Annotated in this window: 23 protein-coding genes; 16 read left to right on the top strand and 7 right to left on the bottom strand. The window is 73.4% G+C overall.

Annotated elements, in window-relative coordinates; translation table 11 throughout:
- Positions 1-12 precede the first annotated feature (12 nt).
- Genes QJ852_24980 through QJ852_24970 form a run of 3 tightly spaced genes read left to right on the top strand, consistent with a single transcriptional unit; the run spans position 13 to position 2,903 of the window.
- Positions 13-672, top strand: coding sequence for a thioredoxin domain-containing protein (locus QJ852_24980; protein WGX96389.1), 660 nt, complete (start codon positions 13-15; stop codon positions 670-672).
- Between the two features lie 10 nt (positions 673-682).
- Entirely contained in the window at positions 683-1,327 is a 645-nt protein-coding gene (locus QJ852_24975) for a vitamin K epoxide reductase family protein (protein ID WGX96388.1), read from the top strand.
- 43 nt (positions 1,328-1,370) lie between these two features.
- On the top strand, positions 1,371-2,903 hold the full coding sequence (locus tag QJ852_24970; GenBank protein ID WGX96387.1) for a helix-turn-helix domain-containing protein: 1,533 nt from the start codon (positions 1,371-1,373) through the stop codon (positions 2,901-2,903).
- Between the two features lie 7 nt (positions 2,904-2,910).
- Here QJ852_24970 and QJ852_24965 read toward each other — a convergent pair whose 3' ends face one another.
- The 4 genes from QJ852_24965 to QJ852_24950 all read right to left on the bottom strand — a co-directional run bounded on the left by QJ852_24965 (position 2,911) and on the right by QJ852_24950 (position 9,624).
- The gene (locus tag QJ852_24965) at positions 2,911-4,155 is read right to left on the bottom strand and encodes an FAD-dependent oxidoreductase (GenBank protein ID WGX96386.1); all 1,245 of its coding nucleotides are present in this window, start codon (positions 4,153-4,155) and stop codon (positions 2,911-2,913) included.
- A 159-nt stretch (positions 4,156-4,314) separates the two neighbouring features.
- Positions 4,315-4,896 (bottom strand): hypothetical protein, encoded by a 582-nt coding sequence (locus QJ852_24960; GenBank protein ID WGX96385.1) that lies wholly within the window; start codon positions 4,894-4,896, stop codon positions 4,315-4,317.
- 118 nt (positions 4,897-5,014) lie between these two features.
- The gene (locus QJ852_24955; protein WGX96384.1) at positions 5,015-8,548 is read right to left on the bottom strand and encodes an indolepyruvate ferredoxin oxidoreductase family protein; all 3,534 of its coding nucleotides are present in this window, start codon (positions 8,546-8,548) and stop codon (positions 5,015-5,017) included.
- Positions 8,545-9,624 carry a Glu/Leu/Phe/Val dehydrogenase dimerization domain-containing protein gene (locus QJ852_24950; protein WGX96383.1) on the bottom strand — a complete coding sequence of 360 codons (1,080 nt, stop codon included), beginning with the start codon at positions 9,622-9,624 and terminating at the stop codon, positions 8,545-8,547. The genes QJ852_24955 and QJ852_24950 overlap by 4 nt, the downstream gene beginning before the upstream one ends.
- Positions 9,625-9,755: 131 nt before the next feature.
- On the opposite strand from QJ852_24950, the gene QJ852_24945 reads away from it, so the two are divergent.
- Entirely contained in the window at positions 9,756-10,241 is a 486-nt protein-coding gene (locus QJ852_24945; protein WGX96382.1) for an Lrp/AsnC family transcriptional regulator, read from the top strand.
- Positions 10,242-10,318: 77 nt separating this feature from the next.
- Here the strand turns inward: QJ852_24945 and QJ852_24940 are convergent, their stop codons facing one another.
- From QJ852_24940 to QJ852_24930, 3 genes are read right to left on the bottom strand one after another with little or no spacing between them, the layout of a single operon-like run.
- Positions 10,319-10,798 carry a nuclear transport factor 2 family protein gene (locus tag QJ852_24940; GenBank protein WGX96381.1) on the bottom strand — a complete coding sequence of 160 codons (480 nt, stop codon included), beginning with the start codon at positions 10,796-10,798 and terminating at the stop codon, positions 10,319-10,321.
- A gap of 10 nt (positions 10,799-10,808) precedes the next feature.
- The gene (locus QJ852_24935) at positions 10,809-11,816 is read right to left on the bottom strand and encodes a TIGR03617 family F420-dependent LLM class oxidoreductase (GenBank protein ID WGX96380.1); all 1,008 of its coding nucleotides are present in this window, start codon (positions 11,814-11,816) and stop codon (positions 10,809-10,811) included.
- Positions 11,813-12,997: an acyl-CoA dehydrogenase family protein gene (locus QJ852_24930; GenBank protein ID WGX96379.1), complete on the bottom strand. Its 1,185-nt coding sequence runs from the start codon at positions 12,995-12,997 to the stop codon at positions 11,813-11,815. The genes QJ852_24935 and QJ852_24930 overlap by 4 nt, the downstream gene beginning before the upstream one ends.
- Positions 12,998-13,126: 129 nt before the next feature.
- Here QJ852_24930 and QJ852_24925 point away from each other — a divergent pair, with 129 nt between their 5' ends.
- From QJ852_24925 to QJ852_24870, 12 genes are all read left to right on the top strand, one after another.
- Complete coding sequence (locus QJ852_24925; protein WGX96378.1) at positions 13,127-14,512, top strand: hypothetical protein; 1,386 nt, start codon at positions 13,127-13,129, stop codon at positions 14,510-14,512.
- On the top strand, positions 14,512-15,699 hold the full coding sequence (locus QJ852_24920; GenBank protein ID WGX96377.1) for an acetyl-CoA acetyltransferase: 1,188 nt from the start codon (positions 14,512-14,514) through the stop codon (positions 15,697-15,699). The genes QJ852_24925 and QJ852_24920 overlap by 1 nt, the downstream gene beginning before the upstream one ends.
- Positions 15,700-15,789: 90 nt before the next feature.
- Positions 15,790-16,395, top strand: a complete 606-nt coding sequence (locus QJ852_24915; protein WGX96376.1) for a TetR/AcrR family transcriptional regulator — start codon at positions 15,790-15,792, stop codon at positions 16,393-16,395.
- A 90-nt stretch (positions 16,396-16,485) separates the two neighbouring features.
- A complete protein-coding gene (locus tag QJ852_24910) occupies positions 16,486-17,580 on the top strand; it encodes an acyl-CoA dehydrogenase family protein (GenBank protein ID WGX96375.1) in 1,095 nt (364 codons plus the stop codon).
- Complete coding sequence (locus QJ852_24905; GenBank protein ID WGX96374.1) at positions 17,580-18,491, top strand: hydroxymethylglutaryl-CoA lyase; 912 nt, start codon at positions 17,580-17,582, stop codon at positions 18,489-18,491. Before QJ852_24910 ends, QJ852_24905 begins: the two co-directional genes overlap by 1 nt.
- A 44-nt stretch (positions 18,492-18,535) precedes the next feature.
- Positions 18,536-19,411: a MaoC/PaaZ C-terminal domain-containing protein gene (locus tag QJ852_24900; protein ID WGX96373.1), complete on the top strand. Its 876-nt coding sequence runs from the start codon at positions 18,536-18,538 to the stop codon at positions 19,409-19,411.
- A 131-nt stretch (positions 19,412-19,542) separates the two neighbouring features.
- Positions 19,543-20,715, top strand: a complete 1,173-nt coding sequence (locus tag QJ852_24895; protein ID WGX96372.1) for an ABC transporter substrate-binding protein — start codon at positions 19,543-19,545, stop codon at positions 20,713-20,715.
- A gap of 37 nt (positions 20,716-20,752) precedes the next feature.
- Positions 20,753-21,553, top strand: a complete 801-nt coding sequence (locus tag QJ852_24890) for an LLM class flavin-dependent oxidoreductase (GenBank protein WGX96371.1) — start codon at positions 20,753-20,755, stop codon at positions 21,551-21,553.
- Positions 21,554-21,608: 55 nt separating this feature from the next.
- Positions 21,609-22,502, top strand: coding sequence for an LLM class flavin-dependent oxidoreductase (locus tag QJ852_24885; GenBank protein WGX96370.1), 894 nt, complete (start codon positions 21,609-21,611; stop codon positions 22,500-22,502).
- Positions 22,499-23,704 (top strand): acyl-CoA dehydrogenase family protein, encoded by a 1,206-nt coding sequence (locus QJ852_24880; GenBank protein WGX96369.1) that lies wholly within the window; start codon positions 22,499-22,501, stop codon positions 23,702-23,704. Before QJ852_24885 ends, QJ852_24880 begins: the two co-directional genes overlap by 4 nt.
- Positions 23,701-24,732, top strand: a complete 1,032-nt coding sequence (locus QJ852_24875) for an acyl-CoA dehydrogenase family protein (protein WGX96368.1) — start codon at positions 23,701-23,703, stop codon at positions 24,730-24,732. Before QJ852_24880 ends, QJ852_24875 begins: the two co-directional genes overlap by 4 nt.
- Complete coding sequence (locus QJ852_24870) at positions 24,729-26,267, top strand: AMP-binding protein (GenBank protein WGX96367.1); 1,539 nt, start codon at positions 24,729-24,731, stop codon at positions 26,265-26,267. Before QJ852_24875 ends, QJ852_24870 begins: the two co-directional genes overlap by 4 nt.
- Positions 26,268-26,272 lie beyond the last annotated feature (5 nt).

Here is a 26,272-nt window from a genome sequence, read left to right as displayed (position 1 = left end):
AAGGATGGTCCCGTGAAGACCCAGGTGAAGGTGTCGCTGATCCTCGCCGCCGCGTTCGTCCTGGTCGTGGGCGGGCTCCTGCTGCTCACCGGCCGCGACGCCGCCGAGCCCGGCTCCGACGCGGCCGGCGGCGCGACCGACAGCCGCCTCGTCCGTGACGACAGCCGGCTCCTGGGGGAGCGGGGGAGCAGCGGCGTCGTCCTCGTGGAGTTCCTCGACTTCGAGTGCGAGGCCTGCGGAGCGGCGTACCCGCTGGTCGAGGAGCTCCGGGAGAAGTACGGCGACCGGGTCACCTTCGTCGCGCGCTACTTCCCGCTCCCCGGCCATTTCAACGCCGAGCGGGCGGCCCGCGCGGTCGAGTCGGCGGCGCGGCAGGACCGGTTCCTCGAGATGTACCAGAAGATGTACGACACCCAGGCCGAGTGGGGCGAGCAGCAGGTCCCCCTCGACGACCTCTTCCGCGGCTTCGCCGAGGAGCTCGGGCTCGACCTGGCCCGGTACGACGCCGACTACGCCTCGGAGGAGGTGGCAGCCCGCGTGCAGCGGGACGTGACCGACGGGGTCTCGCTCGGGGTCCAGGGCACGCCGACCTTCTTCCTGGACGGCGAGCTGCTCCGGCCGACGTCGGCGGAGGACTTCGAGCAGGCCATCGTCGACGCGCTGGCGCAGTGACCGGTCGACGATGAGCGCCGACGACAGCGTCGACGACTTCGCCCGGGTGGGCGCGGCACGCGACGCCACCGCGGGCGACCGGGCCCTCGCGGTCCTGCTGCTCGTCGGCGGCCTGCTGGGCCTCACTGCGGCCTTCGTGCTGGTGCTGGAGAAGATCGCCCTGCTGGGCGACGCGTCGTATACGCCGTCGTGCAGTCTCAACCCGGTCCTCGACTGCGGGTCGGTCATGACGACGGCGCAGGCCGAGGTGCTCGGCTTCCCCAACCCGCTCCTCGGCGTCGCCGCCTTCCCCGTCCTGGTCGCGACCGGCGCGGCGCTGCTGGCGGGTGCGCGGCTCGTCCCGTGGTACTGGGCCGGGCTGCAGGTCGGCGTCACGCTCGGCCTGGGGTTCGTGTGCTGGCTGATCTTCCAGAGCCTGTACCGCATCGGCGCCCTGTGCCCCTACTGCATGGTGGTCTGGGCCGTCGTGCTGCCGGTCTTCTGGTACGTGACGTTGCGCAATGCCCGGGCCGGGCTGTTCGGCGCCCGGGTGGCCGGCGCGCGGGTCACGCGCACCCTGCGGGCATGGCATCTGTTCGCCCTGACCGTGGTGGTGCTGGTCGTCCTCGGGCTGATCACCGAGCAGTTCTGGTACTACTGGCGCACCCTGCTGTGACCACCCGGCGTCCCCGAGGAGGGCGATCGGGCACACTCGGCTCATGATGACCGCCGAGCAGATCGGGGCCGCGCTGACGCCGAGCTTCCTCACCACGCTCGCGGTGGGCGAGGCGCGGCAGGTCGGCGGCCTGGAGCTGGTCGAGGCCGGCACCCGGGAGACGGTGCTTCCCGGTGACCTGGCCGTGGCCGTCGGGGTGCGGGACGAGGGCGACCTGCTGGCCCTGGTCGACGCCGTGGCCACCTGTGCGGGACTGGTCGCGCGACAGGCGCTGGCGGCGGCGCCGGCGGTGGTCGCGACCTGCCGGGAGCGCGGCCTGACGCTGCTGGCGCTCGCCGACGACACGGCGCTGTCCGCCGCGGTCACGATGCTGCGCGACGTCGTCCGTACGGCGGGCAGCGAGCCCGACGGCTGGTCGCCCGGCAGCGTCTACAGCGACCTGTTCGCGCTCGCCGACGTCCTCGCCGCCCTGCTCGACGCACCGGTCACGATCGAGGACGCCCGGTCCCGGGTGCTGGCGTACTCGAGCGGCCAGCACGGCATCGACGACGCCCGGACCTCGACGATCATCGGCCGCCAGGTCCCCCGGGAGGTGCGCGACCACTTCCGGTCGCTGGGAGTGTTCCGGCGGATCGCGCAGTCCGACGACCCGGTCTTCGTGCCGGCCGGCGGTGCGGAGGTCAAGCCGCGGCTGGTGATCCCGGTGCGGGCCGGCGGCGAGTGGCTCGGCTCGGTCTGGGCCGTGGTCCCGGCCGAGCCGGCCGCCGAGGCCGTGGCCCGTGCCCGGACCGCCGCGGAGGTGCTCGCCCTCCACTTCCTGCGCCTGCGGACCCGGGGCGATCTGCACCGTCGCCTCGAGAGCGAGCAGGTGCGGGCCGTGCTCCGGGGCGAGGCGGCCGTCCTTCCGGGCAGTGCCGACGGACCGTGGCGTGCCGTCGCACTGGCCGGACCACGCAGCGACCTGGAGCCGGAGGAGCGGGTCACCGTCTGGACGGCGCTCGCCCAGCGGCACGGGTGGCGGGCGCCGTTGCTGTGCGACGTGGACGGCCTCGTCTACGCCGTGGTGCGCGACGGAGCGGCCACGGGACCCGGATCCTGGTCCTGGCTGCGCGACCTCGTGGAGGCCGAGGCCCGGACCGACCGGACCCTGGAGGCGGCCGCGGGCGGCCCGGTCGCGACGCTCGACCGGCTCGTCGTGTCCGCGGCGCAGGCGGTCGAGGTGGCCGGCCTGCCCCACGCGGACGGACAGCCGGTGGCGACGGTCGACGAGGCCTGGCCCGCGCTGGTGCTCGCCAGGGCGGTGCGAGGTGTCGGGGCCGCCGCGCCGGTCTCCCCGATCGCTGCCCTCGTCGAGCAGGACCGCGAGCACGACAGCGAGCTGGTCGCGACGCTCTGCGCCGTGATCGACCACTGGGGCGAGCCGCAGCGTGCGGCGCGCGCCCTCGGCGTGCACCCCAACACCGTCCGGAACCGGCTGGCCCGGCTCGCCCGGACCGTGCCGGTCGACCTCGAGGACCCGACGACCCGACTGGCGCTGCGCCTCGAGGCGCTCCGCCCCGACAACGCCGCCGACTGACTCCTGCTCAGCGCAGCGGGTCGACCGCCCGCAGGGCATCGGGCGTGCGTCCGGTGACGATCTGCTCGGCGAGGAGCTTGCCGGTGACCGGCCCGAGCGTGATGCCCCACATGCCGTGGCCGCCCGCGACGAACACCCGCGGGTCGCGGGTCGCGCCGATCAGCGGCAGCCCGTCGGCCGTGCAGGGCCGGGCGCCGACCCACTCGTCCTTGCGCTCGTCGAGGTGGGCGCCGACGAGGAGGCCGTCGGCCGCGCGCACCAGGGCCTGGATCCGGCGGGGGTCCAGCGGTGCGTCGACGTCGCGGAACTCCATCATCCCGGCGATCCGCAGCCGCCCGTCGAGCGGCGTGCAGGCCAGCCGCTGGGCCGGGAGGTAGACCGGTCCGCGGGGCAGCTGGTCGACCTCGACCGTGAAGCTGTAGCCGCGACCGGCCTGGACGATGCTGCGCACGCCGAAGGGGCGGGTGAGCCGGCCGAGCCGAGCGCCGGTCGCAACCACCACGGCGTCGTACGCGTGCTCGCCCACCCGCACCTCGCTCGCGCCGGGGGCGAGCGAGGTGACGTCGTACCCGCCGCGGATCTCGCCGCCGCGGCTGCGGACGGCGTCGGCGATCGCGTGCACGTAGGCCGCGGGGTCGATGAACCGCTCGCCGGTGAACCGGACGGCGGCGTTGATCTCGCCGGAGAGCATCGGCTCCTCGCTGCGAGCCGTCGCGCCGTCCAGCACGTCGAAGTCGACCTGCTGGCCGCAGTCGCGGATGTGGCGGATCTCCTCCAGCAGCAGCTCCCGCTCGGCCGCGGTGCGGTAGGCCGCGAGGAAGGGCTCGGCCGGCCGCGTGCTGGCCTCGACCCCCCCGGCCTCCAGCTCCGCGAACGCGGCGAGGGCCTGGTTGTTGAGCGGGATCAGGGCCCGCATCGCCCGCTGCCAGCGGGCAGGGGTGCAGTTGCGGGTGAAGCGGGCGAGGAAGCGCAGCAGCCGCAGGTCGGCGGTCGGGGGCACGTAGACCGGCGAGGAGGGGCTCAGGACCGCGCGGACGCCGAACTTCAGCACCGCCGGCTCGGGCAGGGGGACCGCGATGCTGGGGGTCAGCCAGCCGGCATTGCCCCAGCTCGACCCGGCGGCGACGCCGTCGCGGTCGAGCACCGTCACCTCGACACCCTGCTCCTGCAGATGCCAGGCCGTCGCCAGTCCGACCATGCCGGCACCCACGACCGCGACCCGGCGCGGCGTCCGATTCCCTGAGCTGCTCATGCCCGACAGCCTGCCGGGGCCGGGCGTCGGCGGCCCTGTCGACTTCGCACAGCCGCCGGGGCTGGCACTGGGCCCGGAGCACAGCGACGCCTCAGGCCGTCCCGCCGGGTGGACGGGACGGCCTGAGGCGATCGAGTGTGCGGCGTGCCCGCTGCCGGCTCAGCGGAGGATGGGAAGCCTGCGGACCAGCTCGGTGCGGGCCCAGAACCGGCCCAGGCCCCAGGTGTCTCCGGCGAGGGTGAGGGCCAGCGCCACCAGGGTCACCGCGCCGAGGACGTGCTCGTCGAGGACCGGGTTGTTCGCGAGCGGCCAGGAGGCGACCCACATCAGCAGGTAGAGCGCCGCCCCGGAGATCGCCGCGAGGCGGATGCCGGCGCCGAGGGTCAGGGCCAGGCCGATGCCGAGCAGGCCGACCATGAACAGCCAGTCCGCCCAGGCGGCGCCCGCGATCGACGTGAACGCCCCGTGGAACGGGTTGTCGGGCGAGACGCCGAAGTTGAGGAACCCGAAGGTCGGGCTGCCGCCGTGGATCCAGGCGTCGGGACCGAAGCGGTCGACGGCGCCGGTGTCGGCGTTGGCGCCCGTCGCGTAGCCGAGGGCCAGCAACTTGTCGGCGAAGGCCCACAGGAAGGTGAGGCCGAAGCCGATGCGCAGTGCGGCGAGCGCGCGGCGGGCGGCGGAGTGGGTGACGACGTCCTGTTCGACGAGGACGGCGTGGTGGACGGTCACGGTGGCGGACATCGGACTCTCCTGGCTGGATGGGTGGTTGATGCATCCAGCATCGTTCCGCCGCGAGGTGGCCGCCATGGTCCAAAGTCCCGGTGGGCAGGGACGCTGTTCCCGTCCCTGCCCTCCGGGCTCAGGCGATCGTCGCCGGGGGCGTGACCCCCAGCTCGCGCAGCGCGTCGGCGTACCGCTCGACGTTGCGGAGCTTGACCGTCTCGTAGCCGCGCACCAGGTCGGGCAGCTCGGCGAGCCGGACCGCCCGGTCGTACGACGCGAGGTCGAGGCTCCGCGCGAGGTCGGCGACCATCGTGCGGTAGTGGTCGCGCAGGTCCCGCTCCACCCGGCGCAGGTGGGCGTAGCCGAAGACGTCGGCGCGGGTGCCGCGCAGCGACTTCATCCGGGCCAGGGCCCGCAGCGTGCCGTGGGAGGTCGGGCCGAAGGACATCTTCTTCGAGCGCCCCATCGCCCGCAGCATCGGCGGGTGCAGCTTGAAGGAGATGGTGCCGCCGGGGAAGGCGCCCTCGGTCGAGGCGAGGAAGGCCGGGTCGGTGAGCAGCCGGGCCACCTCGTACTCGTCCTTGTACGCCGTCAGCTTGAACAGGTGACGGGCGACGGCCTCGCTGAACCGGGTCTCGGTGGTGACGGCCCGTTCGGCTGCCGCGACCTGCGCGACGAGGGCGACATAGGAGTCCGCCAGCCGCTCGTCCTGGTAGCCCACGAGGTCGACGGCCCGCCGGGTGACCAGGCGCAGTACCTCGCCCCGGAGGCCGGAGGCCGCGACCGAGGCGGGCACCGGGAGCTCGCGGGCCGGAGCCGCCGGCGCGGTCGGGACGGCGGTCGTGCCGGCGGCCCGGAAGGCGTCCGGGTCGGTGACGGCGACCCGGCCCCAGCGGAAGGCCGCGACGTTCGCGGCCACCGCGGTGCCGTTGATCTCGATGGCCTCCTCGATGGCAGCGGCGGGCAGCCGCAGGGCGCCGGTCTGGTACGCCGCGCCGACCAGGAGGAAGTTGGCGGCCACCGTGTTGCCGAAGATCCGGTCGGCGGCCTCGAGCCCGTCGAAGTCGAACAGCTCGGCGCTGGCGGTGCGCACCCGCGCCAGCAGGTCGGCCTCCTCGGGATGCCGCACGGCCGGGTCGTAGACCATCGATCCGGTGGCGGTGCGGCTGGTCGAGACGACGGTCCGGGTCGCGTCGGTGCTGCCGTAGACCAGGTTCCGGTCCTCGGCCAGGGTCAGCAGGTCGAAGCCGAGGAAGCAGTCGGCCGATCCCGGGGTCAGGCGGTTGGCCGGCTCGAGGTCGCCGTCGGCGAACCGCAGGTGCCCGGTGACCGGACCGGCCTTCTGGCTCAGGCCGGTCTGGTCGAGCGACTCGACGGCGTACCCGGCGCGGAGCGCGGCCGTCGCGAGCACCTGGTTGACGGTGACGATGCCGGTGCCGCCGATGCCGGTCATGAAGACGTTCTGGGTGCCGCTGATCCGGTCCTCCGCGGGGCTGGGCGTCGCGGTCGGCGGCGTCGGGAAGCCCTTGCGGCCGGTCCTGGCCCCCTTCGACCTCGCCTTGGGCCGTCGGCGTCCCCGTGGGGCGGTCTCCACCGTGACGAACGACGGGCAGTCGCCGTCCAGGCAGCTGTAGTCGGTGTTGCAGGAGGTCTGCTCGATCCGGGTCTTGCGGCCGTACTCCGTGTCGACCGGCTGCACCGACAGGCAGTTGCTCTTCACGCCGCAGTCGCCGCAGCCCTCGCAGACCGCCTCGTTGATCACGACGCGCTGGGTGCGGGCGGGCAGTCCGCCGCGCTTGCGCTGGCGGCGGGCGTCGGCGGCGCAGTGCTGGTCGTAGATCAGCACGGTCACGCCGGGGACCTCGCGCAGCATCCGCTGCGCCTCGTCGAGGCGGTCGCGGTCCCAGAGCAGGGTGCCGGGGGCCAGGTCGCGGCGCCGGTGTCGGCTGGGGTCCTCCGCGCACACGACGATCCGCGCGACGCCCTCGGTGTGCAGCTTGTGGGTCAGCTGGGGGACGGACAGGGCACCCTCGGCGTCCTGCGCGCCGGTCATCGCGACGACGTCGTTGTAGAGCACCTTGTAGGTGATGTTGACGCCCGCGGCGATGCAGGCCTGGACGGCCAGCTGCGCGGAGTGGAAAAAGGTGCCGTCGCCGACGTTCTGGAAGATGTGGTCGGCGTCGGTGAACCACGCCTGGCCGATCCATTGGGCGCCCTCGCCGCCCATCTGGGTCACGCCGGTCACGGCGCTCTCCGGCCGGTCGGAGATGGTCACCATCGCGTGGCAGCCGATGCCGCCGCCGCCCATGGAGCCCTCCGGCAGCACGGTGGAGCGGTTGTGCGGACACCCCGAGCAGAAGTACGCCGACCGGTTGACCGGCAGCAGCGGCAGCGAGGTGCGCTCCCGCTGCGGCGGCGCGATGGTCAGCCAGCCCTCCAGCGCGTGGCGCAGCGGCGCCAGCAGCCGCCCGGCGGTCAGCTCGCCGTCGGCCGGCACCAGCCGCAGGCCGGCCGCGTCGAGCTTGCCCAGGATCCGCGGCGCCCGCTCGGTGCCGTAGAGCAGGTCCCGGATCTGCATCTCCATGAAGGACGTCTTGTCCTCGACGACGACGATCTCCTCGAGGCCCTCGGCGAACCGGCGGACGCTCTCGGGCTCGACCGGGCTCATCAGGCCCATCCGCATCAGCCGGACGCCGGCGGCCGTCAGGTCGTCGTCGTCCACGCCGAGGTCGGTGAGTGCCTGGCGCAGCGAGTCGAAGCAGCTGCCCGACGCGACCAGGCCGAGACGGGCCCCCGGCGGGTCGACCTCGATGACGTTGAGGCCGTTGCGGGCGGCGTACTCGTGGACCAGCGCGGTGCGGGGGCCGACCAGCTCGGCCTCGGCGCCGACGATCATCGCCGGGCGCAGCACGATCGGGCTCTGGGTGTAGGCGTAGGGGTGGCCGTTCCACTCGATCGTCGGCGTGACCGGTGTGATGTCGAGGTCGGCGCTGTCGACGACCCAGGCGCCGTCGGCGACGTCGGCGACGATCTTGAGGGCGACCACGCAGCCGGTGTTGCGCGACATCTCCACGGCGTGGATGCCGAGGGTGACGATCTCGGTCGCGTTGCGGGGGAACAGCACCGGGATGCCGAGGGCGGCCAGGGAGCGCTCGCTGACGGCCGGCACGGTCGAGGACTTCGAGGCCGGGTCGTCGCCGACCAGCAGGACCGCGCCACCACGCCGGTTGACGCCGTACATGTTGGCGTGGCGCAGGGCGTCGGTCGCCCGGTCCACCCCCGGGCCCTTGCCGTACCAGAATCCGGTCACGCCGTCGTGGGTGCGGGTGCCGAGCGGCAGCTCGATCTGGCTGCCCCACACGGAGGTGGCGGCGAGCTCCTCGTTGAGGCCGGGCACGAACCGGATGGCGAACTCGTCGAGGACGTCCGGCATCTCGGCCAGCAGGCGGTCCAGCCCGCCGAGCGGGCTGCCCTGGTAGCCGGAGACGAAGGATGCGGTGTTCAGTCCGCGGCGCCGGTCCAGCGCGCGCTGCTCGACGAGGAGCCGGGCGATCGCCTGCACGCCGGTGAGCAGCGTCGGCGGCCCGGCCGGGCGGAACCTGTCGGCGAGGTCGTACGGCGCCGCCGGCTCGGTCGCGGTCGTCGCGGGCGGGGTGAGCAGCTCGGTCATCCCCGGCTCCCCTCGCCCGCCGCGGCCAGTCGCTCCGCGACGATCTCCGCCGCCACCTCGCTCGGCAGCAGGTCGCCGTCGTCGGAGCGCCGCAGGATGGCGCGCACGGTGTCGGCGATCCGGGCGATGTCGCCGCGGACCTCGTCGGCGGTGCGCTCCCAGATCTCGCCGCCGACCTGGATCAGGCCGCCGGCGTTGGCGACGTAGTCGGGCACCCAGGTGATGTCGCGTCGCCGGAGCAGCGGCGCGACCGAGGAGTCGAGGAGCTGGTTGTTGGCGGCGCCGCACACGATGCTCGCGCGGATCGCGTCCACCGAGCCGGGCGTCAGCGTGGCACCGAGCGCACACGGCGCGTAGACGTCGAGGGGTGCGTCGAGGACGGCGTGCCGGATCGTGACCCGGGGGTGCCGCTCGAGCACCCGGGCCAGGGCGTCGCCCGACGCGTCGGACACGGTGACCTCGGCGCCCTCCTCGAGCAGCAGTCCGACCAGCTGGGCGCCGACCTTGCCGACGCCCTCGACGCCGACCCGCCGGCCCCGCAGCCCGTCCGCGCCCCAGCGGTGCTCGGCGGCAGCGCGCAGGGCGCTGAAGACGCCGTACGCCGTCGAGAAGCCGCTGTCGCCCGAGCCCCCGTTGCTCCCGACCACGTGCCGGGTGGCCGTGGCGACCACGTCGAGGTCCTGGGCGCTGGTGCCCACGTCGCCGGCGGTGATGTAGCGGCCCGAGAGGGAGTCGACCAACCGGCCGTACGCCGCCAGCAGCGCGGGCGTCTTCACGGTCGCGGGATCGCCGATGATGACGGCCTTGCCGCCGCCCAGGGGGACGCCGGCCGCCGCGGCCTTGTGGGTCATGCCCTGCGAGAGTCGCAGCACGTCGGTCAGCGCCGCGGACTCGGTGGCGTAGGGGTAGAACCGGGTGCCGCCGAGTGCCGGCCCGAGCCGGGTGTCGTGGATCGCGATGATCGCGCGCAGCCCGCTCGCCGCGTCCCGGCAGAAGACGACCTGCTCGTGTCCGGCGGTCCCGAGCTCGTCGGTGCGTTCGAAGACCAGGTCGGCGGGGGCAGCGGTGAGGGTCATGCGCACGAGCCTGGGGCATGGTGGGCCCGGTCACAACTCCTGTCGCCGGGTTTGGCGTCGATCCGCAACCCGAGCGACGGCGTCACGTCCGGAGGCGCAACGAAGAGGCTGCCGGGAGTAGATTCTGTTGCGTGACCGATCCGAAGCAGCGTCCGGGTGAGCGGGCCGACCGCCGGCCCGCCGTCCTCGACGCCACCGACCGCGCCATCCTCGACCTGCTGCGCGAGAACGCGCGCCGACCGCTGCGCGAGATCGCGACCGCGGTCGGGCTCACCGTCGCGCCGGTGCAGCGCCGGATCGCGCGGCTGGAGAAGGTCGGGGTGATCGAGCGCTACACCGTGCAGATCAATCACGGCCGGATCGCGACCGGCATCGAGGCGATGACCGAGCTCCACTTCGCCGACGACCTCGACCTGGCCCAGATCATGGAGTTCGTCGCGCAGATCCCCGAGGTCGAGGAGGTGCTCACCCTCGCCGGCGACCCCGACGCGCTGGTCCGGATCCGGGTCGAGGGGGTCGAGGACCTGCGCCGGGTGGTCAGCTCGCTGCGCTCCGGCGGCGCCGTAGCCAGCACCAAGACCCTCGTCGTCCTGGAGCAGTGGACCCGCTTCGGCTGACCGGCCCGCTCTTGTAACTAAGTGTTACGTACGATTTTGAACGATCCAAGGACCCAAAATCGTGACGTAACACTTAGTTACAAGGGGCTGCCGCCCCGCGCGTAGCGCTCGAACCGCTCGGGGATCTGCTCGGAGCCGGTCGACTTGGTGCCGGCGATCCGGACCTTGCGGGTCTTGATCCGCCAACGGTCGCCCTCGTCGACGAGCTCGTCCTCGTAGCAGCCCCAGACGTGCAGGTGGAGGTCCTGCTCGGCGTTGTCGTGGAAGGCGTAGACGTAGGCGATGGTCCGCGCGGCCCCGTCGGCGACCTCGAGGAAGCTCACGGTCGAGACGTGGTGACTGGTCGCGGTGTAGCGGCCGGTCGCCGCCTCGAACAGCCCGCGCAGGCTCTCGCGGCCCGACGTGACGTTGCCGTGCCCGTAGTCGAAGGTGGCGTCCGCGCAGAACAGGTCGGCGAGCAGGTCGATGTCGCAGCGGTCGACGCCGCGGCTGTAGGCGTGCAGGGTGTCGCTGATCTCGGCGCGGGCGACGAGGTCCTCGGGGGTGAGTCGGGTCATCGCGGTCTCCTCAGGCGAAGGCGGCGAGGATCTCGCGCAGCCGGTCGGGGTCGTCGGTGGGCCAGCCGAAGTACGACGACACCCGGTCGACCCGGCCGCCGAAGCGCTCCTTGCACAGCGCGGGCATCTCCTCCGGCTTGCCGACGAGGGCGATCTCGTGGAGGAGTCGGTCGTCGATCAGCTCGCCCATCTCGGCCCACTTGCCCTCGCGGGACAGGCCCTGCAGCTCGGGCTGGAGGTTCTCGTACCCGACGCTGGCGAGCACCTTCGCGTACGCCGGCGTGGAGGCGTAGAACGCGATCTGCTCGCGCGTACGCCGGGCCATGTCCTCCAGCTCGGCGTCGGTGTCGCCCATCACGAGGAACAGCGGCACGTAGAGCTCGAGCGCCTCCCGGTCGCGGCCGGAGGTGGCGAGGCCGCGCTCGACGGCGGGCAGCGTCACCTGGTCGAGGTACGCCGTGGTGGTCATGCCGTGCAGGAGCAGGCCGTCGCACAGCTCCCCGCCGAGCTCGGTCATCTTGGCGCCGACCGCGGCGATCATCGTGGGGATCCGATGGGTGTGGTGGTGCGGCGTGAAGACCGGTGTCATCAGCGTGTGCTGGTAGTGCTCGCCCCGGTAGTCGAGGCGGGTGCCGTCGCGCCAGGAGGAGAAGATGGCGTCGAGGGCCAGCAGGAAGTCGCGCATCCGGTCGACCGGCGGGCTCCACTCCATGGAGAAGCGGCGCTCGATGTGCGCCTGGATCTGGCTGCCGAGACCGAGCACGAAGCGCCCGTCGGACATGGCGGCGAGGTCCCAGGAGAGATAGGCGACGGACATCGGGTTGCGGGCGAACGCGACCGCGATCGCCGTACCGACGGACAGCCGGTCGGTGGTGAGCAACGCGGCCTGGGACTGGAGGAAGGCGTCGGTGACGCTCTCGCTCGCCCAGACGCCGTCGAAGCCCTGTGTCTCGGCGTCGGCCGCGATCGGCCCGCAGCCGGCGGCGGAGGAGCCGATCATGCCCATGTCGATCTTCATCGTGCGTCCTTCGGTAGGTGGAGGACCCGTTCGCCGACGGCGTTCTTGAGGATCTCGTCGGTGCCCCCGCCGACGCGGAGGCCGGGCAGCCCGAGGGTGAGCTCGGACCAGGCGTAGGTGCCCCACGCCCCGGTGTCGGCGACGTGCCCGGCGCCGAGGACGTCGGCGGCGACGTCGCTCATCTGGCGCAGCAGGTCCGTCGTGAGCAGCTTGGTCATCGCCAGCTCGGGGCCGGGCGTCCCGCCGCCGTCGAGGTAGCGGGCGGTCGTGAGCTGCGCGGCCCAGGCCCGGACGACGACGTCGGCGAGCTGGTCGCGGGTGCGGTCGTCGACGGGATCCTGCACGTGGCGCGCGAGGTCGACGAGCCGGTCGACCAGGGCGTCGTCGACCCCGACCTCGCGGCCGATGGCGGAGCGCTCGTTGAGCAGCGAGGTCACCACGACGCTCCAGCCGCCGTCGACCTCGCCGACGCGGGCACTGTCGGGGACGTGGACGTCGGTGAGGAACACCTCGTCGAACGACGCCCCGCCGGTGAGCTGGCGGATCGGGCGGATCTCGACGCCCGGTGCCCGCAGGTCGACGAGGAAGGTCGTCAGCCCGGCGTGCTTGGGCCGGTCGGGGTCGGTGCGGGCGATGCACAGGCCGAGATCGCTGTAGTGGGCGCCGGAGCTCCACACCTTCTGGCCGTTGAGTCGCCAGCCGTCGCCGTCGCGCTCGGCGCGGGTGGAGAGGCCGGCGAGGTCGGAGCCGGCCCCGGGCTCGCTGTAGAGCTGGCAGGCGATGAGCTCGGCCGTCCGCAGCCGGCGGAGCAGGTCGGTGCGCTGCTCCTCGGTGCCGTGCTCGAGCAGGGTGGGGCACAGCGTCGACGCGCTGAACCGGAGGTAGGCGTCGTCGGGGAGCTCGTGCTCCGCCTCGACCTCGCGCAGCAGGTCCGCGTGGCGGCTGGAGAGGCCCGCGCCGCCGTAGGCCGCCGGGCCCTCGACCCAGGCGAGCCCGTGGGTGTCGAGGTGGGCGCGGTAGCGCCGCAGCTCCGCGATCTCCTCGGCCTCGCCCTCGGAGCGCTCGGCGACGACCGAGACCCGGTCCTCGCCCTCGCCCCAGGCGCTCCCCGCGTCGGCCCGGCGCGGCGCGAAGGCACCGATCACCTCGGTGAGGTGCTGCCGGAAATCCTGCTCACTCACGGTCGACATCGTCCTCCGATCGGGGCTCCTGGCCCGACGCACGGTTGCGTCGGTGGGGCGGCGCGCCTAAGATATCAAAGCAAGTGCTTGATTGAAAGTGTCTCCGGAGACGGGGCAGAAGGAGGTGCCGTGGTCGGCATCGAGTCATATGCGGTCTACCTGCCCGTGCCGCGCCTGGATCGGGCCGACGTGGCCCGGGTCGTCGGCGGCCGGGGCAAGGGCACGCGTCCCGTGGCGTCGTACGACGAGGACGCCACCACCATGGGCGTGGCCGCGGCCCGCGCGGCGCTTCATGGAGCCGGTGCCGGCGTCGACAGCCTGTGGTTCGCCACGACCCGCCCCGCCTACCTCGAGAAGTCGAACGCGGCCACCGTCGCGGCCGCCTCGGGCCTGGCCGCCGAGGTCGCGGCCTACGACGTGTCCGGCGCCCTGCGTGGCGGTGCGGGCGCCCTGCGCGCCGGCCTGGCCGCCGGCGCCGCCGTGGTCGTCGCGAGCGACGTCCGCTACGGCCTGCCCGGCTCCGCGGACGAGGCCGAGGGCGCCGACGCCGCCGCCGCGCTCCTGGTCGGTCCCGACCCGGTCGCCGAGCTGGTCGGCACCGCGTCCCTGACCAGCGAGTTCCTCGACCGGTGGCGGATCCCCGGCGACGTGCGCACCCGCACCTGGGAGGAGCGCTTCGGGGTCGAGGAGTACGTCCCCCTCGTCGAGCGGATCGTCGACGACGTCCTCGGCCGCTGCGAGCTCAAGCGCGAGCAGGTCGACCACGTCGTCATCAGCACCCCCCACGCGCGGGCCCGCGCGGCGGCGCGCCGCGGCTTCGAGGCGGCGCAGCTGGCTGCCATCGACGCGGCAGCCCTCGGGTACGCCGGCGCCGCCGATCTCGCCGTCGGCCTGGCGCTCGCGCTCGACGCCGCCGCGCCCGGCGACCTGGTGCTCGCGGTCTCGGCCACCGACGGCGCCGACGCCTTCGTCTTCCGGGTGACCGAGAAGCACGTGACGGGCGGGCGCAGCGGCCTCGCCGCCGCGCCTGCGGGACAGCCCGTCTCCTACGGCGACTTCCTCAACTGGCGGGGCCTGCTGCCCCGCGAGCCGGCCCGCCGTCCCGACATCAAGCCGCCGGTCCCGCCCGCCGCGCGGCGTACCGCCTCGTGGAAGTTCGGCTTCGTGGCCGCGCGGTGCGGCTCGTGCGGCTACCGCAACCTGCCGCCGCGGCAGGTCTGCCTGCGCTGCTCGGCCACCGAGGGCTTCGAGCCGGTCTCGATGGTCGACGTGCCCGGCCGGATCGCGACCTTCACCGACGACTGGCTCTCCGAGTCCGTCCAGCTCCCGGCCCGGGTGGTCGCGGTCGACTTCGACGGCGGCGGTCGCTTCGAGTGCGAGATGACCGACGTTGTGGGCCGCGAGCTCGCGATCGGCGACCGGGTCAGTCCGACCTTCCGGCTGGCGAGCGTGGCCGGCAACGGAGTCAGGAACTACGTGTGGAAGGTGCGGCCGCACCTCGAGGAGGAGGACTGATGGGATCTCACGCCCTGGCGACGCCCGTCGCCGTGGTCGGCATGGCCTGCACCAACTTCGGTGAGCTGTGGGACCGCAATGTCGACGACCTGCTGGTGGAGGCGACCCACGGCGCCCTCGGCTCGGCCGGCGGCCTCGGGGTCGACGACGTCGACGCGTTCTGGCTCGGTTCGATGATCTCGGGCGTCTCGGGCCTGACCCTCACCCGTCCGCTCAACATCTCCCACAAGCCGGTGACCCGGGTCGAGAACATGTGCGCGACGGGCTCCGAGGCCTTCCGCAACGCCTGCTACGCCGTCTCCTCCGGCGCCTACGACGTCGTGATGGCGGTCGGCGGCGAGAAGCTCAAGGACGCGGGCTACTCCGGCCTGGAGATGCCGAGCGTGCCCAACGACGGTACGCCGCCGGTCCTCAGCGCGCCCGCGATGTACTCGATGATCGTGCCCGCCTACGCCCGCCGCTACGGCGTACCGGAGGAGCAGATCAAGGAGGCGATGACCCACATCGCCTGGAAGAACCACGGCAACGGGGCCCGGAACCCGCGTGCGCAGTTCCGCAAGGAGGTGCCGAAGGAGACCATCGCCGCGGCGCCGACCCTCGCCGGCCGGCTGAGCGTGTTCGACTGCTCCGGCGTCGCCGACGGTGCCGCCGCGGCGGTCATCGTGCGGGCCGAGGACGCGCTGAAGTACACCGACAAGCCGCTCTACGTGCACGCGCTGGCGCTCGACGCCGGGTCGGGAACCGGGCGCAACGACAGCGACTACGACTACTCCGACCTCGCCGAGGCGGCGGCGTCGGCGCGCACGGCGTACGCCCAGGCCGGCATCACCGATCCCGCCACCGAGATCTCGCTGGCCGAGGTGCACGACTGCTTCACGCCGACCGAGCTGGTCCTGATGGAGGAGCTCGGCTTCTCGGAGCGCGGCAAGGCCTGGCGCGACGTCCTCGACGGCCGCTACGACCGCGACGGCGCGCTGCCGGTCAACATCGACGGCGGGCTGAAGAGCTTCGGGCACCCGATCGGCGCGAGCGGGCTGCGGATGATCTTCGAGATGTGGCTGCAGTTCCGCGGTGAGGCCGGCGAGCGTCAGGTCGCGGATCCGCGGTTCGGGCTGGTCCAGAACCAGGGCGGCAGCCCGGGAGACCTGGTCAGCGCGGTCACCATCGTCTCCGACCGACGACCCTGAGATGGGCCGTCCGTGCATCTCCGGTCCGACCACGACCCGGTCCGTTAAGGTGTCCGAGCACGTGGACCGGTTGCAGAAAGGCAGCGCAGCGTGAGTACAACCCGTCGCCGCTCGACCGGCTCTCCCACGGGCGTGGCGCGCAAGGAGCTGATCATGCGCGCCGCGGCGAAGGTGTTCTCGGAGAAGGGCTTCTCCGCGGCCACCGTCCGTGACATCGCCGACGACGCCGACATGCTCTCGGGGAGCCTCTACTACTACTTCGACTCCAAGGAGGCGATGGTCGAGGAGGTGCTCGTCGAGTACCTCGACTCGATGGTCCGGGGGTACGACGTGGCGGTCTCCGAGGCGGACGGCCCGGTCGTCGCGCTCGAGCAGCTGGTCGCGTGTGCCCTGCGCGGCCTGGTCGAGAACCGGCAGCACGTCACGATCCTGCAGAACGACTGGCACTACGTCGGCCCGATGAAGGGGATCGTCGAGCGCCAGCACCAGATCGAGAAGGTCTGGCTGGAGACGATCCAGCGGGGCATCGACGCGGGAGAGATCCGCGACGACATCGACGCCCGGATGATCTACCGCACGATCATGGGCGCGATCCAGGCGGTGATCCGCTGGTTCAACCCCCGCGGCCGGGTCGGCATCGACCGGGTCATCGAGGTGCAGACCGCGATCCTGCTCGACGGGATCCGCACGGCCTGACAGCCTGAGGAGGAACGCCGCGCTGCGGCGTTCTCTCTCGTCAGCGGAGAATAGCAAGCGCTTGCTCGACATCGAGCGGGAGGAGAGATCATGGCAGGCCTGGTGATCAGTGCCGAGCTGTCGCCGGTGTTCGCGCGGTTCCTGGACCAGCGCAGCCCGGTGGAGGTGAGCCGGCTCGGGGGAGCGGCGCTCCCCGAGCTGTGGACCGGACTGGTCGAGGAGGTCGGCGCCGCCGGCCTGCTCGTCGAGGACGAGTACGGCGGCCAGGGCGCCACGCTCACCGAGCTCGCCGCCGCGGTCGCCGAGACCTCCCGCTGCGGGTGGTCCGGCCCGCTGGTCGCGGCCTCCGGCGTCGGTGCGAGCCTGCTGCGGCGGGTCGACCCCGCGGACGCCGCCGGGCTGCGCCGCGCGCTCGCGGAACAGGGGCGGGTCGTCGTACCCGCGCTGCACGAGGACGGCGCCGGGCTCGCCCTCGACGCGGCCGCTCGGCTCGACGGCGACGGCGCGACGCTCGCGGTCAGCGGGCGCAAGACGTTCGTCGACAGCGGCACCCACGCCGACGCCTTCCTGGTCACCGCCACCGGTGCGGACGGCACACTCGCCGTGGTGCTGGTGGACGCCGCCGCGCCGGGCGTGCGGGTGAGCGCCATGGAGGCGGTCGATCCGGGCCGCGGACTCGCGCTGCTCGACCTCGACGGGGCCCGGGCGACCCCGGTGGCCGCGGGCGCGGAGGTGGCCGCCGCGGTCCGCGACGCCTGGCTGGTCGGCGCCCTGCTCACGGCGGTCGACGCCCTCGCCGCCGCGCACCGGGCGTTCGGCCTGGCCCGCGACTACGCCGTCGACCGCCAGCAGTTCGGCCGTCCGGTCGCCTCCTTCCAGAGCGTCAAGCACAAGCTGGTCGACATGTACGCCGAGCTCGAGACCGCGACCAGTGCGGTGCTGGCCGCCGTCGCCGCGGCCGGCGCGGAGGCCGACGACTGGCGCTTCGCCGCGTCCGCCGCCAAGGCCCGGGCGGGCGACGCCGCCATGTTCGTACTGCGCGAGGCCGTGCAGGTCCACGGCGGCATCGGCTTCACCTGGGAGCACGAGATCTCCCACCACTTCCGCCGCGTCACCGCCGCCCGCGGCCTCTACGGCACGCCGCGCGCCCATCGGGCGCTGGTGGCCGCGGAGCGGGGCTTCTGATGAGCGACGTCCCCGCCCGCGTGGTGCTGCGCGAGGTCGGACCGCGCGACGGTCTGCAGAACGAGCCGCCCGTGCCCACGGCGGGCAAGGTCGAGCTGGTCGACGCGCTCGGCACCACCGGCCTCAGCGAGATCGAGACCGTCTCCTACGTCCACCCGCGCGCCATCCCGCAGATGGCCGACGCCGCCGAGGTGTGGTCGGCGGTGCGGCGGCGCGACGACGTGCGCTACTCCGCACTCGTGCCGAACCTGGTCGGCGCCCGCCGGGCCCTCGACGCGGGCTTCCGCGACATCGAGGTCGTCGTCTCGGCGTCCACCACCCACAACCTGCGCAATATCAACCGCACGCCGGAGGAGTCGCTCGACGGCATCGCCGAGGTCATCGACCTGGCCCACGCGGCCGGCGCGCAGTGCCAGGTGATCGTCGCGACGGCGTTCGGCTGTCCCTACGAGGGCGAGGTCGCCGAGGAGGTCGTGGCGTCGTACGCCGCTCGGGCGCGTCGTGACGGCGCTGACAGCATCTGCTTCGGCGACACCACCGGCATGGGCTCGCCGCCGCGGGTACGCCGCCTGGTCGGCCGGCTCCGCGAGCTCGACGCGGACGTGCCGCTGACCCTCCACCTGCACGACACCCGGGGGACCGGCATGGCGAACCTCGTCGCCGGTCTGGAGATGGGGGTGTGGCAGTTCGACGCCAGCGTCGGCGGCCTCGGCGGCTGCCCGTACGCGCCCGGCGCGAGCGGCAATATCGCCACCGAGGAGGCGGTCTACCTGCTCGAGGAGCTCGGCGTGGAGACCGGCGTCGACCTGGAGCGCCTCCTCGACGTCGCCGAGCTCGCCCAACGCCTGGTCGGCCGGGAGCTGCCCTCCCGCCTGCTCAAGGCCGGGCCGCGCACCCGCCTGTCCGTCTGACCCCCGCTCCCACCACCCGCCCCCGCACCTCCCAGGAGGAACTGATGCCTCTCGACCCGACCCGCGTCGGCATGGTCACCGGACCGCACCCGGTGACCTGGACCGACCAGGACTCGCTGCTCTACGCCCTCGCCGTGGGCGCCGGCCAGGACGACCCGCTCGCCGAGCTCGCCTTCACGACCGAGAACAGCGAGGGCATCGCCCAGCAGGTGCTTCCGACCTTCGGGGTGGTCCTCGGCCTGGCCGACGGCCTGCCGGACGTCGGCGACTTCGACCCGACCCGCGCGGTGCACGCCGAGCAGGAGTTCGAGGTGGACGGCCCGATCCCCGCTGCCGGCTCGGGCCACGTCGTCACGACCGTGACCGAGATCTGGGACAAGGACCCGCATGCGGTCATGTGGACCGAGTCCGAGCTGGTCGACGCCGCGACCGGCCGACGGCTGATGCGCAGCCGGCTGGGCGCCTTCTTCGGCGGCGCCGGGGGCTTCGGCGGCGAGCGCGGGCCCAGCCCGTCCTGGACGGCGCCGGAGCGGAGCCCCGACCTCGAGATCGACTTCGCGAGCCGCCCGGACCAGGCGCTGCTCTACCGCCTGACCGGGGACCGCAACCCCCTGCACGCCGACCCGTCGTTCGCGGCCCGGGGCGGCTTCGAGCGCCCGATCCTCCACGGCATGTGCACCTACGGCTGGGTGGCGCGGCTGCTCGTCAACCGGCTCGGCGGTGGCGAGGTGAGCGCGCTGCGCGCCATGGCCGGTCGCTTCACGCGCCCGGTCCTCCCCGGCGACCCGTTGCGCCTGGTGGTGTGGCGTGACGGTGACGAGGGCCGGTTCCGGGTGCTGACGCCCGCCGGCGACGTCGTCATCGACCGTGGGCGGTTCGAGCTGAACGGCTCGCCGGCGCCCGAGGGCGCCTCCGGCTGACCCCGCCCCCCGATTCCACCGGAATTGCCGTCTCGGGCCATTGCGTGACCGCCATCACTGTGTTTAAGATCAAGCACTTGCTTCACATTAATCAAGCATTTGCTTGACCCGCCCGCAAGAAAGGGACGCTCGTGTCTCGACTCATCACCCCCCGCCGCCGGTTCCGTACCGTCACCGCGGCCATCACCACGGCGGCCCTGGTCGCCCTCTCGGGATGCAGCTCCTCCGACGAGGGAGGCGATACCGAGTACCTCGTCGGCTTCCCCGCCCTCACCTCCGGGCCGGCGGCCTTCGCCGGCGTGCCGATCACCGAGGGGGCGAAGCTCGCCGTCGAGGAGATCAACGACAGCGACTTCCTCGGCGACGGGAAGACGATCGACCTCAAGATCGACGACATCAAGGGTGACCCCGCCCAGGCCATCGCGCTGTACAAGCAGTACGCCGCCGATGGCGCCTCCGGTGTGCTGTGCTGCGGCCTGTCCTCCGAGGCCGGTGCCCTCGCGCCGATGATCAAGCAGAGCAAGGTCCCCGCGATCGTCACCTCGGCGATCCTCGCCGGCCTCGCCGAGCCGCCGTACGTCTACCGACCGGTCGTGCTCCCCGCCGAGTCGGAGGGCATCTACGACCAGTTCATCGACACCGTCGTCCCGGCCGAGGGCATCAAGACCGCCGTCCTCGTCGTCACCTCCGACAACGACGGCATGGTCGGCGACGCCGAGATCTGGAAGGCGGCCCTGGAGCGCAACGGCGTGGACGTCGTGAAGACCATCAACACCTCGTCCACCGACACCAACTACACCCAGGCCGCGACCGAGATCCAGTCCCTGGACCCCGACGCCGTCGTCTCCAGCATGCTCGGCACCCCCGCGGCGCTGCTGGCGAAGTCGCTGCGCGAGCGCGACTACGACAAGCGCATCCTGACCAGCTACGGCGTCGACAGCGTCGAGCTCTTCAAGTCCTCGGGCGGCGGCCTCGCCGGCGCGCTGTTCGCCGTGCCCTTCCAGGCCGGGTTCACCGACAACGAGCTCGCCACGAAGTTCACCGAGGCCTACAACAAGGAGTACGGCAAGGACCCCGACATGTACGGAGCCCAGGGCTACACCGCCATGTGGCTGCTGGCCGAGGCGATCAAGGAGGCCGGCGACAAGGACCCGGCCAAGGTCGCCAAGGCGCTCGAGGGGATCACCTCGCAGGACACCGTCTACGGCGAGCTCGTCTACAAGGACGGCCAGGCCAGCCTGAACGCGCCCGGCGCCTACCTGGAGTGGACCGCCGAGGGCACGCTGACGGAGTGGGCCGGCTGACCCACGGGTCGCTGGCCGCGTGAGGGAGAGGACGTCGATGGACCTCGGAATCGCCTGCAGCTTCCGGACGACCGGAGGGGAGTCGCTCGGCACCGCGATCGCGCGGGCCGGTGCGGCCGCCGAACAGGCGGGGCTCGCCTCCTGGTGGGCCGGCGGCGACCGCGAGGCCGCCGCCGACCGGGCGCACGACCCGAACCTGGGCCTGCAGCGCCTGGCCCGGGCGACGAGCGGCATCCGGCTCGGACTGTCCGGAGACCTCCTCTCCCTCCACAGCGCGGCCGTCCGCGCCAAGCAGATCGCCAGCATCGACTGGTTCGCCGGCGGGCGGCTGGAGCTGGGGCTCGACCTCGGCACCCCGCCCGCCGCGCTGGCCGACCCGTTCCGCGACGTCGACGACCACGTCGGCCGTGCCCTCGACAACCTGGGCGCCATGCGGGCCCTGTGGACCGAGCGCCGCGCGTCGTACGCCGGGGAGCAGGTGTCCTTCACCGGAGCCATCGCGCTCCCCAAGCCGGTGGGCGAGCGTGCGCCGGCCACCCACCTGCGGGCCACCACGGCCGACGTCCTCGACCGGTACGCCGCCGCGCACGGCGCCCCCGCCGGCTGGCTCGCCTGGCAGGCGGGCCGCGACGACCTGGTCGCCTCGGTCGAGGTGCTCGGCAAGGTGCTCGGCGACGCGGCGGACGGCGTACGGCGCACCTGGTGCGTGCCGGTCGCCGACCTGCCCGCGGCCCGTGAGGCGATCGCCTCGCTTCCGGTCCGCGTCGACGAGCTCGTCGCGGACCTGGATCACCTGCCGACCGACGAGGAGATCGCCGCCATCGCGGCGTTCGCCTGAGTCGCGGCACCAACGACAACCCATCGTCAAGCGCACGACCACGAGAGGAGCCTCGGTGGAGATCGGTCTGGTCGACCTGTTCGACGGCAGCGCCGAGCGGGACCCCGCCTTCATGGCACAGTTCGGGAGGACGGCCGAGGAGCTGGGGTTCACCGGCATCTGGCTGCCGGAGCACATCGTGTTCTTCGACGAGTACACCTCGGAGTACCCCTACCCCGAGGCGCCGTCCGCCACGGACCCCGAGAAGGTCGAGCGGCACAACAAGACGGTCGACGGCAAGGCCCGCGTGGAGGCGGCCGCTGACCAGGGGCTGCTCGACGTGCTCCAGGCCGCGGCGGAGGTGTGCGCCGCGACGACCCGCCTGCGGATCGGCAGCTCGGTGATGTTGCTGCCGCTGCGCAACCCGCGGCTGCTCGCCCGCGACCTGATGACCGTGGCCGCGCTCACCGACGGCCGGGTCGACCTCGGCGTCGGCGTGGGCTGGTCGGCCGAGGAGTTCGCGGCCTGCCAGACCGAGTTCAAGACCCGTGGGCGGCGCTGCGGCGAGGGCATCGCCGAGCTCACCCGGTTGTGGGCGGACCCCGACGGCATCTACCCGGAGGACCCCGCGCCGATGCCGCGGATGCTGGTCGGCGGGCACTCGCCGGCCGCGCTGCGCCGTGCCGCCACGGTCGCGACCGGGTGGTACCCCTGGAACCTCACTCCGTCGCAGTTCACCGAGCACCACGCGACGTACTGCGCCCAGCTGGCCGAGGCCGGCCGTGACCGGGCCGAGCAGCACGTGATCGCGGGGCTCCGCTTCACCGGCGAGATGGACGCGCTGCCCGCCGTGGTCGAGCGCTACCTCGAGCTCGGCGCCGACGGGGTCAACCTGTCCCTGCGGATGGAGTCCCACGACTACGCCGACACCATGCAGGCCGTCTCCGACGTGCTGGGACTCGCGGCATGAACGCGCCGGTCACCGTCGCCGAGGTCGAGGAGTTCCGCGCCGAGGTGCGCGCCTGGCTCGCCGAGAACGTCCCCGCCGATCCCCTGCCGCCGTGGACCGAGCGCGCCGGATTCGACCTCCACCGCGCCTGGGAGGGCCGGCTCTTCGAGGGCGGGTACGCCGCCGTCGACTGGCCCACCGAGTACGGCGGCCGCGATGCCGGCCTGCGCCGGTCGATCGCGTTCGCGGAGGAGTACTACCGCGCCGGCGCGCCGGAACGGATCAACATGGGCGGCCTGTACCTGCTCGGCCCGGTGCTGATGCAGTACGGCACGCCCGAGCAGTGCGCGCGCTGGATCCCCGACCTGCTGGCCTGCCGCACGATCTGGTGTCAGGGCTTCAGCGAGCCCGGCTCGGGCTCCGACCTCGCCTCGCTGCGCACCCGCGCCGAGCGCGACGGCGACCACTACGTCGTCAACGGCCAGAAGATCTGGACGTCCATGGGCGGCTTCGCCGACTGGATCTTCGCGCTGGTGCGCACCGACCCCGAGGCCGGCCGCAAGCGCAAGCACGACGGCATCACCTTCCTGTGCATCGACCTGCGCTCGCCCGGCGTGGAGGTGCGGCCGCTCGCGATGGTCGACGGCACCCGCGGCTTCGCGGAGGTCTTCTTCACCGACGTCCGGGTCCCTGTCGAGAACGTCGTCGGCGAGGTCGACCGCGGCTGGGCCGTCGCGATGTCGACACTCGGGTTCGAGCGGGGCGCCGTCTTCGGCGACCACGCCAAGTTCGCAGGCGACGTCGCCGACCTGGCCGCGCTCGTCGATGCGCGCGCCCTCGGGGACGACACGCATGCGCTCGACGAGCTGGGCCGGGTCCTGGTGCAGACCGAGGTCTACCGGGCCAACGTCTACCGGCTGGCCGCCCGCGCCGAGGCGGGGGGCGAGCTCGACAGCACCGCCAGCATCAACAAGGTCTTCTGGACCCAGATGCAGCACGACATCTTCGACACCGGCATCCGCCTGCTCGCCGAGGACGGTGCTGTCGTCGGCGACCCGGGCTCGCTGCCGGACGCCGACCCCGCCACGCTGCGTGCGTGGTCCCAGTGGCACCACCGCTACTGGTACGCCCGGGCCGCCATGATCTTCGGCGGCACCAACGAGATCCAGCGCAACATCATCAGCGAGCGCGTGCTGGGCCTGCCGATGGAGCCGCGACGATGACCCTGCCCGACACCCTCGATCAGGACCGCCGCGAGCTGGTCGAGCTCACCGACGACCTGCTCGGCCGGCACTGCGACCTCGACTTCCTGCGCGCGCGGATCGACGACGGCACCGCCCACACCCCCGCACTCTGGGGCCGACTGGCCGAGACCGGTCTGGTCTCCGCCCTCGTCGCCGAGGAGCACGGCGGCGCGGGACTGACGCCCGCCCACCTGTCGGGCGTGCTGCACAGCCTCGGCCGGCATGCGGTCCCCGAGCCCTACCTGGAGACCGCGGTGCTCGCCGTCTCCGTGCTCGGCGCCCTGCCCGGCGCCGTCGCCGACGCCTGGCTGCCGCGCATCGCCGCCGGCGAGGCGGTCGCCGTCGTCCGTCTCGGGGACCTGACCCCGCTCGTGCCGTACGCCGCCGACGCCGACCTGCTGCTCGACCTGGGGGCCGACGGCGTCGTGCGCGCCTTCACCGCCGACGAGCTCGAGGTCACCCCGGTCGCCGCGCTCGACCCGCTGCGCCCCCTGGCGCGGGTCGCGCTTACCGACGCGGGCACCCTCGTGGGCGACGACAGCGCCGTCGTCGCCCGCACCCGGGCGCTCGCCGTCGCCGGCGCGGCCTGCCTGCTCGCGGGCGCCTCCCAGCGGCTGCTCGACCTCACCGTCGAGTACGTCGCCGTCCGTGAGCAGTTCGGCCGGCCCGTCGGCTCCTTCCAGGCGGTCAAGCACAAGGCGGCCGATCTCGCCGTCATGGTCGACATGGCCACCGCGGCGGCGCTCTCCGCCTTCGACGCCGTCGACGAGCCCGACGGGCCGCGCCGGGCCGCTGCGGCCAAGGCCTACGCCGGTGACGCCGCCGCTCGGGCCAATGTCGACGCCCTCCAGCTGCACGGCGGGATCGGCTTCACCTGGGAGTACCACCTGCACATCTGGCTCAAGCGGGTGATGGGCCTCGCCGCGTCGTACGGCACGACGACGGCGCTGCGCCGCGACCTCGCGCGCGAGCTGGTGGCGCGGGTGGCCCGGGAGCGGCGCGGATGAGCGAGCTGGGCTTCTGGCGCCTGGCCGCCGCCGACCCCGCGGCCCGCGCGGTCGTCGAGCCGGACGGCGCCACCGTCACCCGCGGGGAGCTGCTGGCCCGGGCCAACGCCACCGCACGGCTGCTGCGCGACCTCGGCCTCGACCGGGGCGACCGCGTCGTCGGGGTGGTCGCCAACGAGTCGTGGGCGATCGCGCTGGTGCTCGCCTGCCAGCAGGCCGGCGCCTACTACGTGCCGATCAACACGGCGCTCACCACGACCGAGGTCGGCCATATCGTCGAGGACGCCGGCCCGGTGGCCGTGCTCTGCTCGCTCGCGTACGCCGACACCGTGCGCGCGGCGGCCGACACGGTGGGACTGCCGGCCGAGCGCCGCCTCGCCTTCGGCGCGGCCGACGGCTTCCGCGACCTCACCACCGAGGTCGCCGGGGTGCCCACGGGACCGGTCGAGAACCGCACGCCCGGCTCCTACCTCGGCTACACCTCCGGCACCACGGGCCGCCCGAAGGGCGTGCTGCGCCGACTGCCGGAGGGCGACCCGGACGACGTGTTCGCGGCCGGCGCGGCCTGGCAGCTCGGCATGTTCGGCATCACCCCGCTCGACGACGGCGTCCATCTCGTGACCTCGCCGCTCAGCCACACCGCGGTGAGCGGTCTCGCCGTCACCTCCCTGCACTACGGCCACGCGGTGGTGCTGACGAGCCGCTTCGACGCGGAGCAGGTGCTCCGGCTGATCCAGGAGCACCGGGTCACGACGACGCACATGGTGCCGACCCAGCTGCACCGGCTGCTGCGCCTTCCCGAGGAGACCCGGGCGGCGTACGACGTCGGCAGCATGCGCAACCTGGTGCACGGCGCCGGGCCCTGCCCCCCGTCGGTGAAGCGCGCGGTCATCGCGTGGTTCGGCCCGGTCGTCTGGGAGTACTACGGCGCGACCGAGGCCGCCGGCACCGCCATCTCGAGTGCGGAGTGGCTGGAGCGGCCCGGCAGCGTCGGCCGTCCCCAACCCGGCGCCGAGGTCCGGATCCTCGACGAGCACGGTACGGAGGTCCCGACCGGCACCGACGGTGCCGTCTACCTCCGGATGGGCGCGCACGCCTTCGAGTACCGCGGCGACGACGCGAAGACCCAGGCCGGCCGGGTGGGCGACTTCGTCACCGTCGGCGACCTGGGCCACCTCGACGAGGACGGCTACCTCTTCCTGCTCGGCCGCTCGGCCGAGGTCATCGTCAGCGGCGGGGTCAACATCTATCCCGCCGAGGTCGAGGCGGCCCTGCTGGAGCACCCCGACATCCAGGACGCCGGTGTGGTCGGCCTGCCCGACCCGGAGTGGGGCGAGCTCTCCTGCGCCGTCCTCCAGGTCGTGCCCGGCTCCCCGCTGTACGGCGACGACGTCGCCGGCCAGCTCGCGCCCTTCCTCCACGACCGGCTCGCGCGCTACAAGGTGCCGCGCCAGTACCAGGTCGTCGCCGAGCTGCCCCGCGGCGCCAACGGCAAGCTCCGCAAGCACCTGCTGCCCGATCTCGTCAGGAAGTGAACTCC

Source organism: Nocardioides sp. L-11A (assembly GCA_029961745.1).
Lineage (GTDB): Bacteria > Actinomycetota > Actinomycetes > Propionibacteriales > Nocardioidaceae > Nocardioides.
The sequence above is the reverse complement of the archived record's forward strand: the minus strand, read 5'-3'. Positions and strand labels throughout refer to the sequence as shown.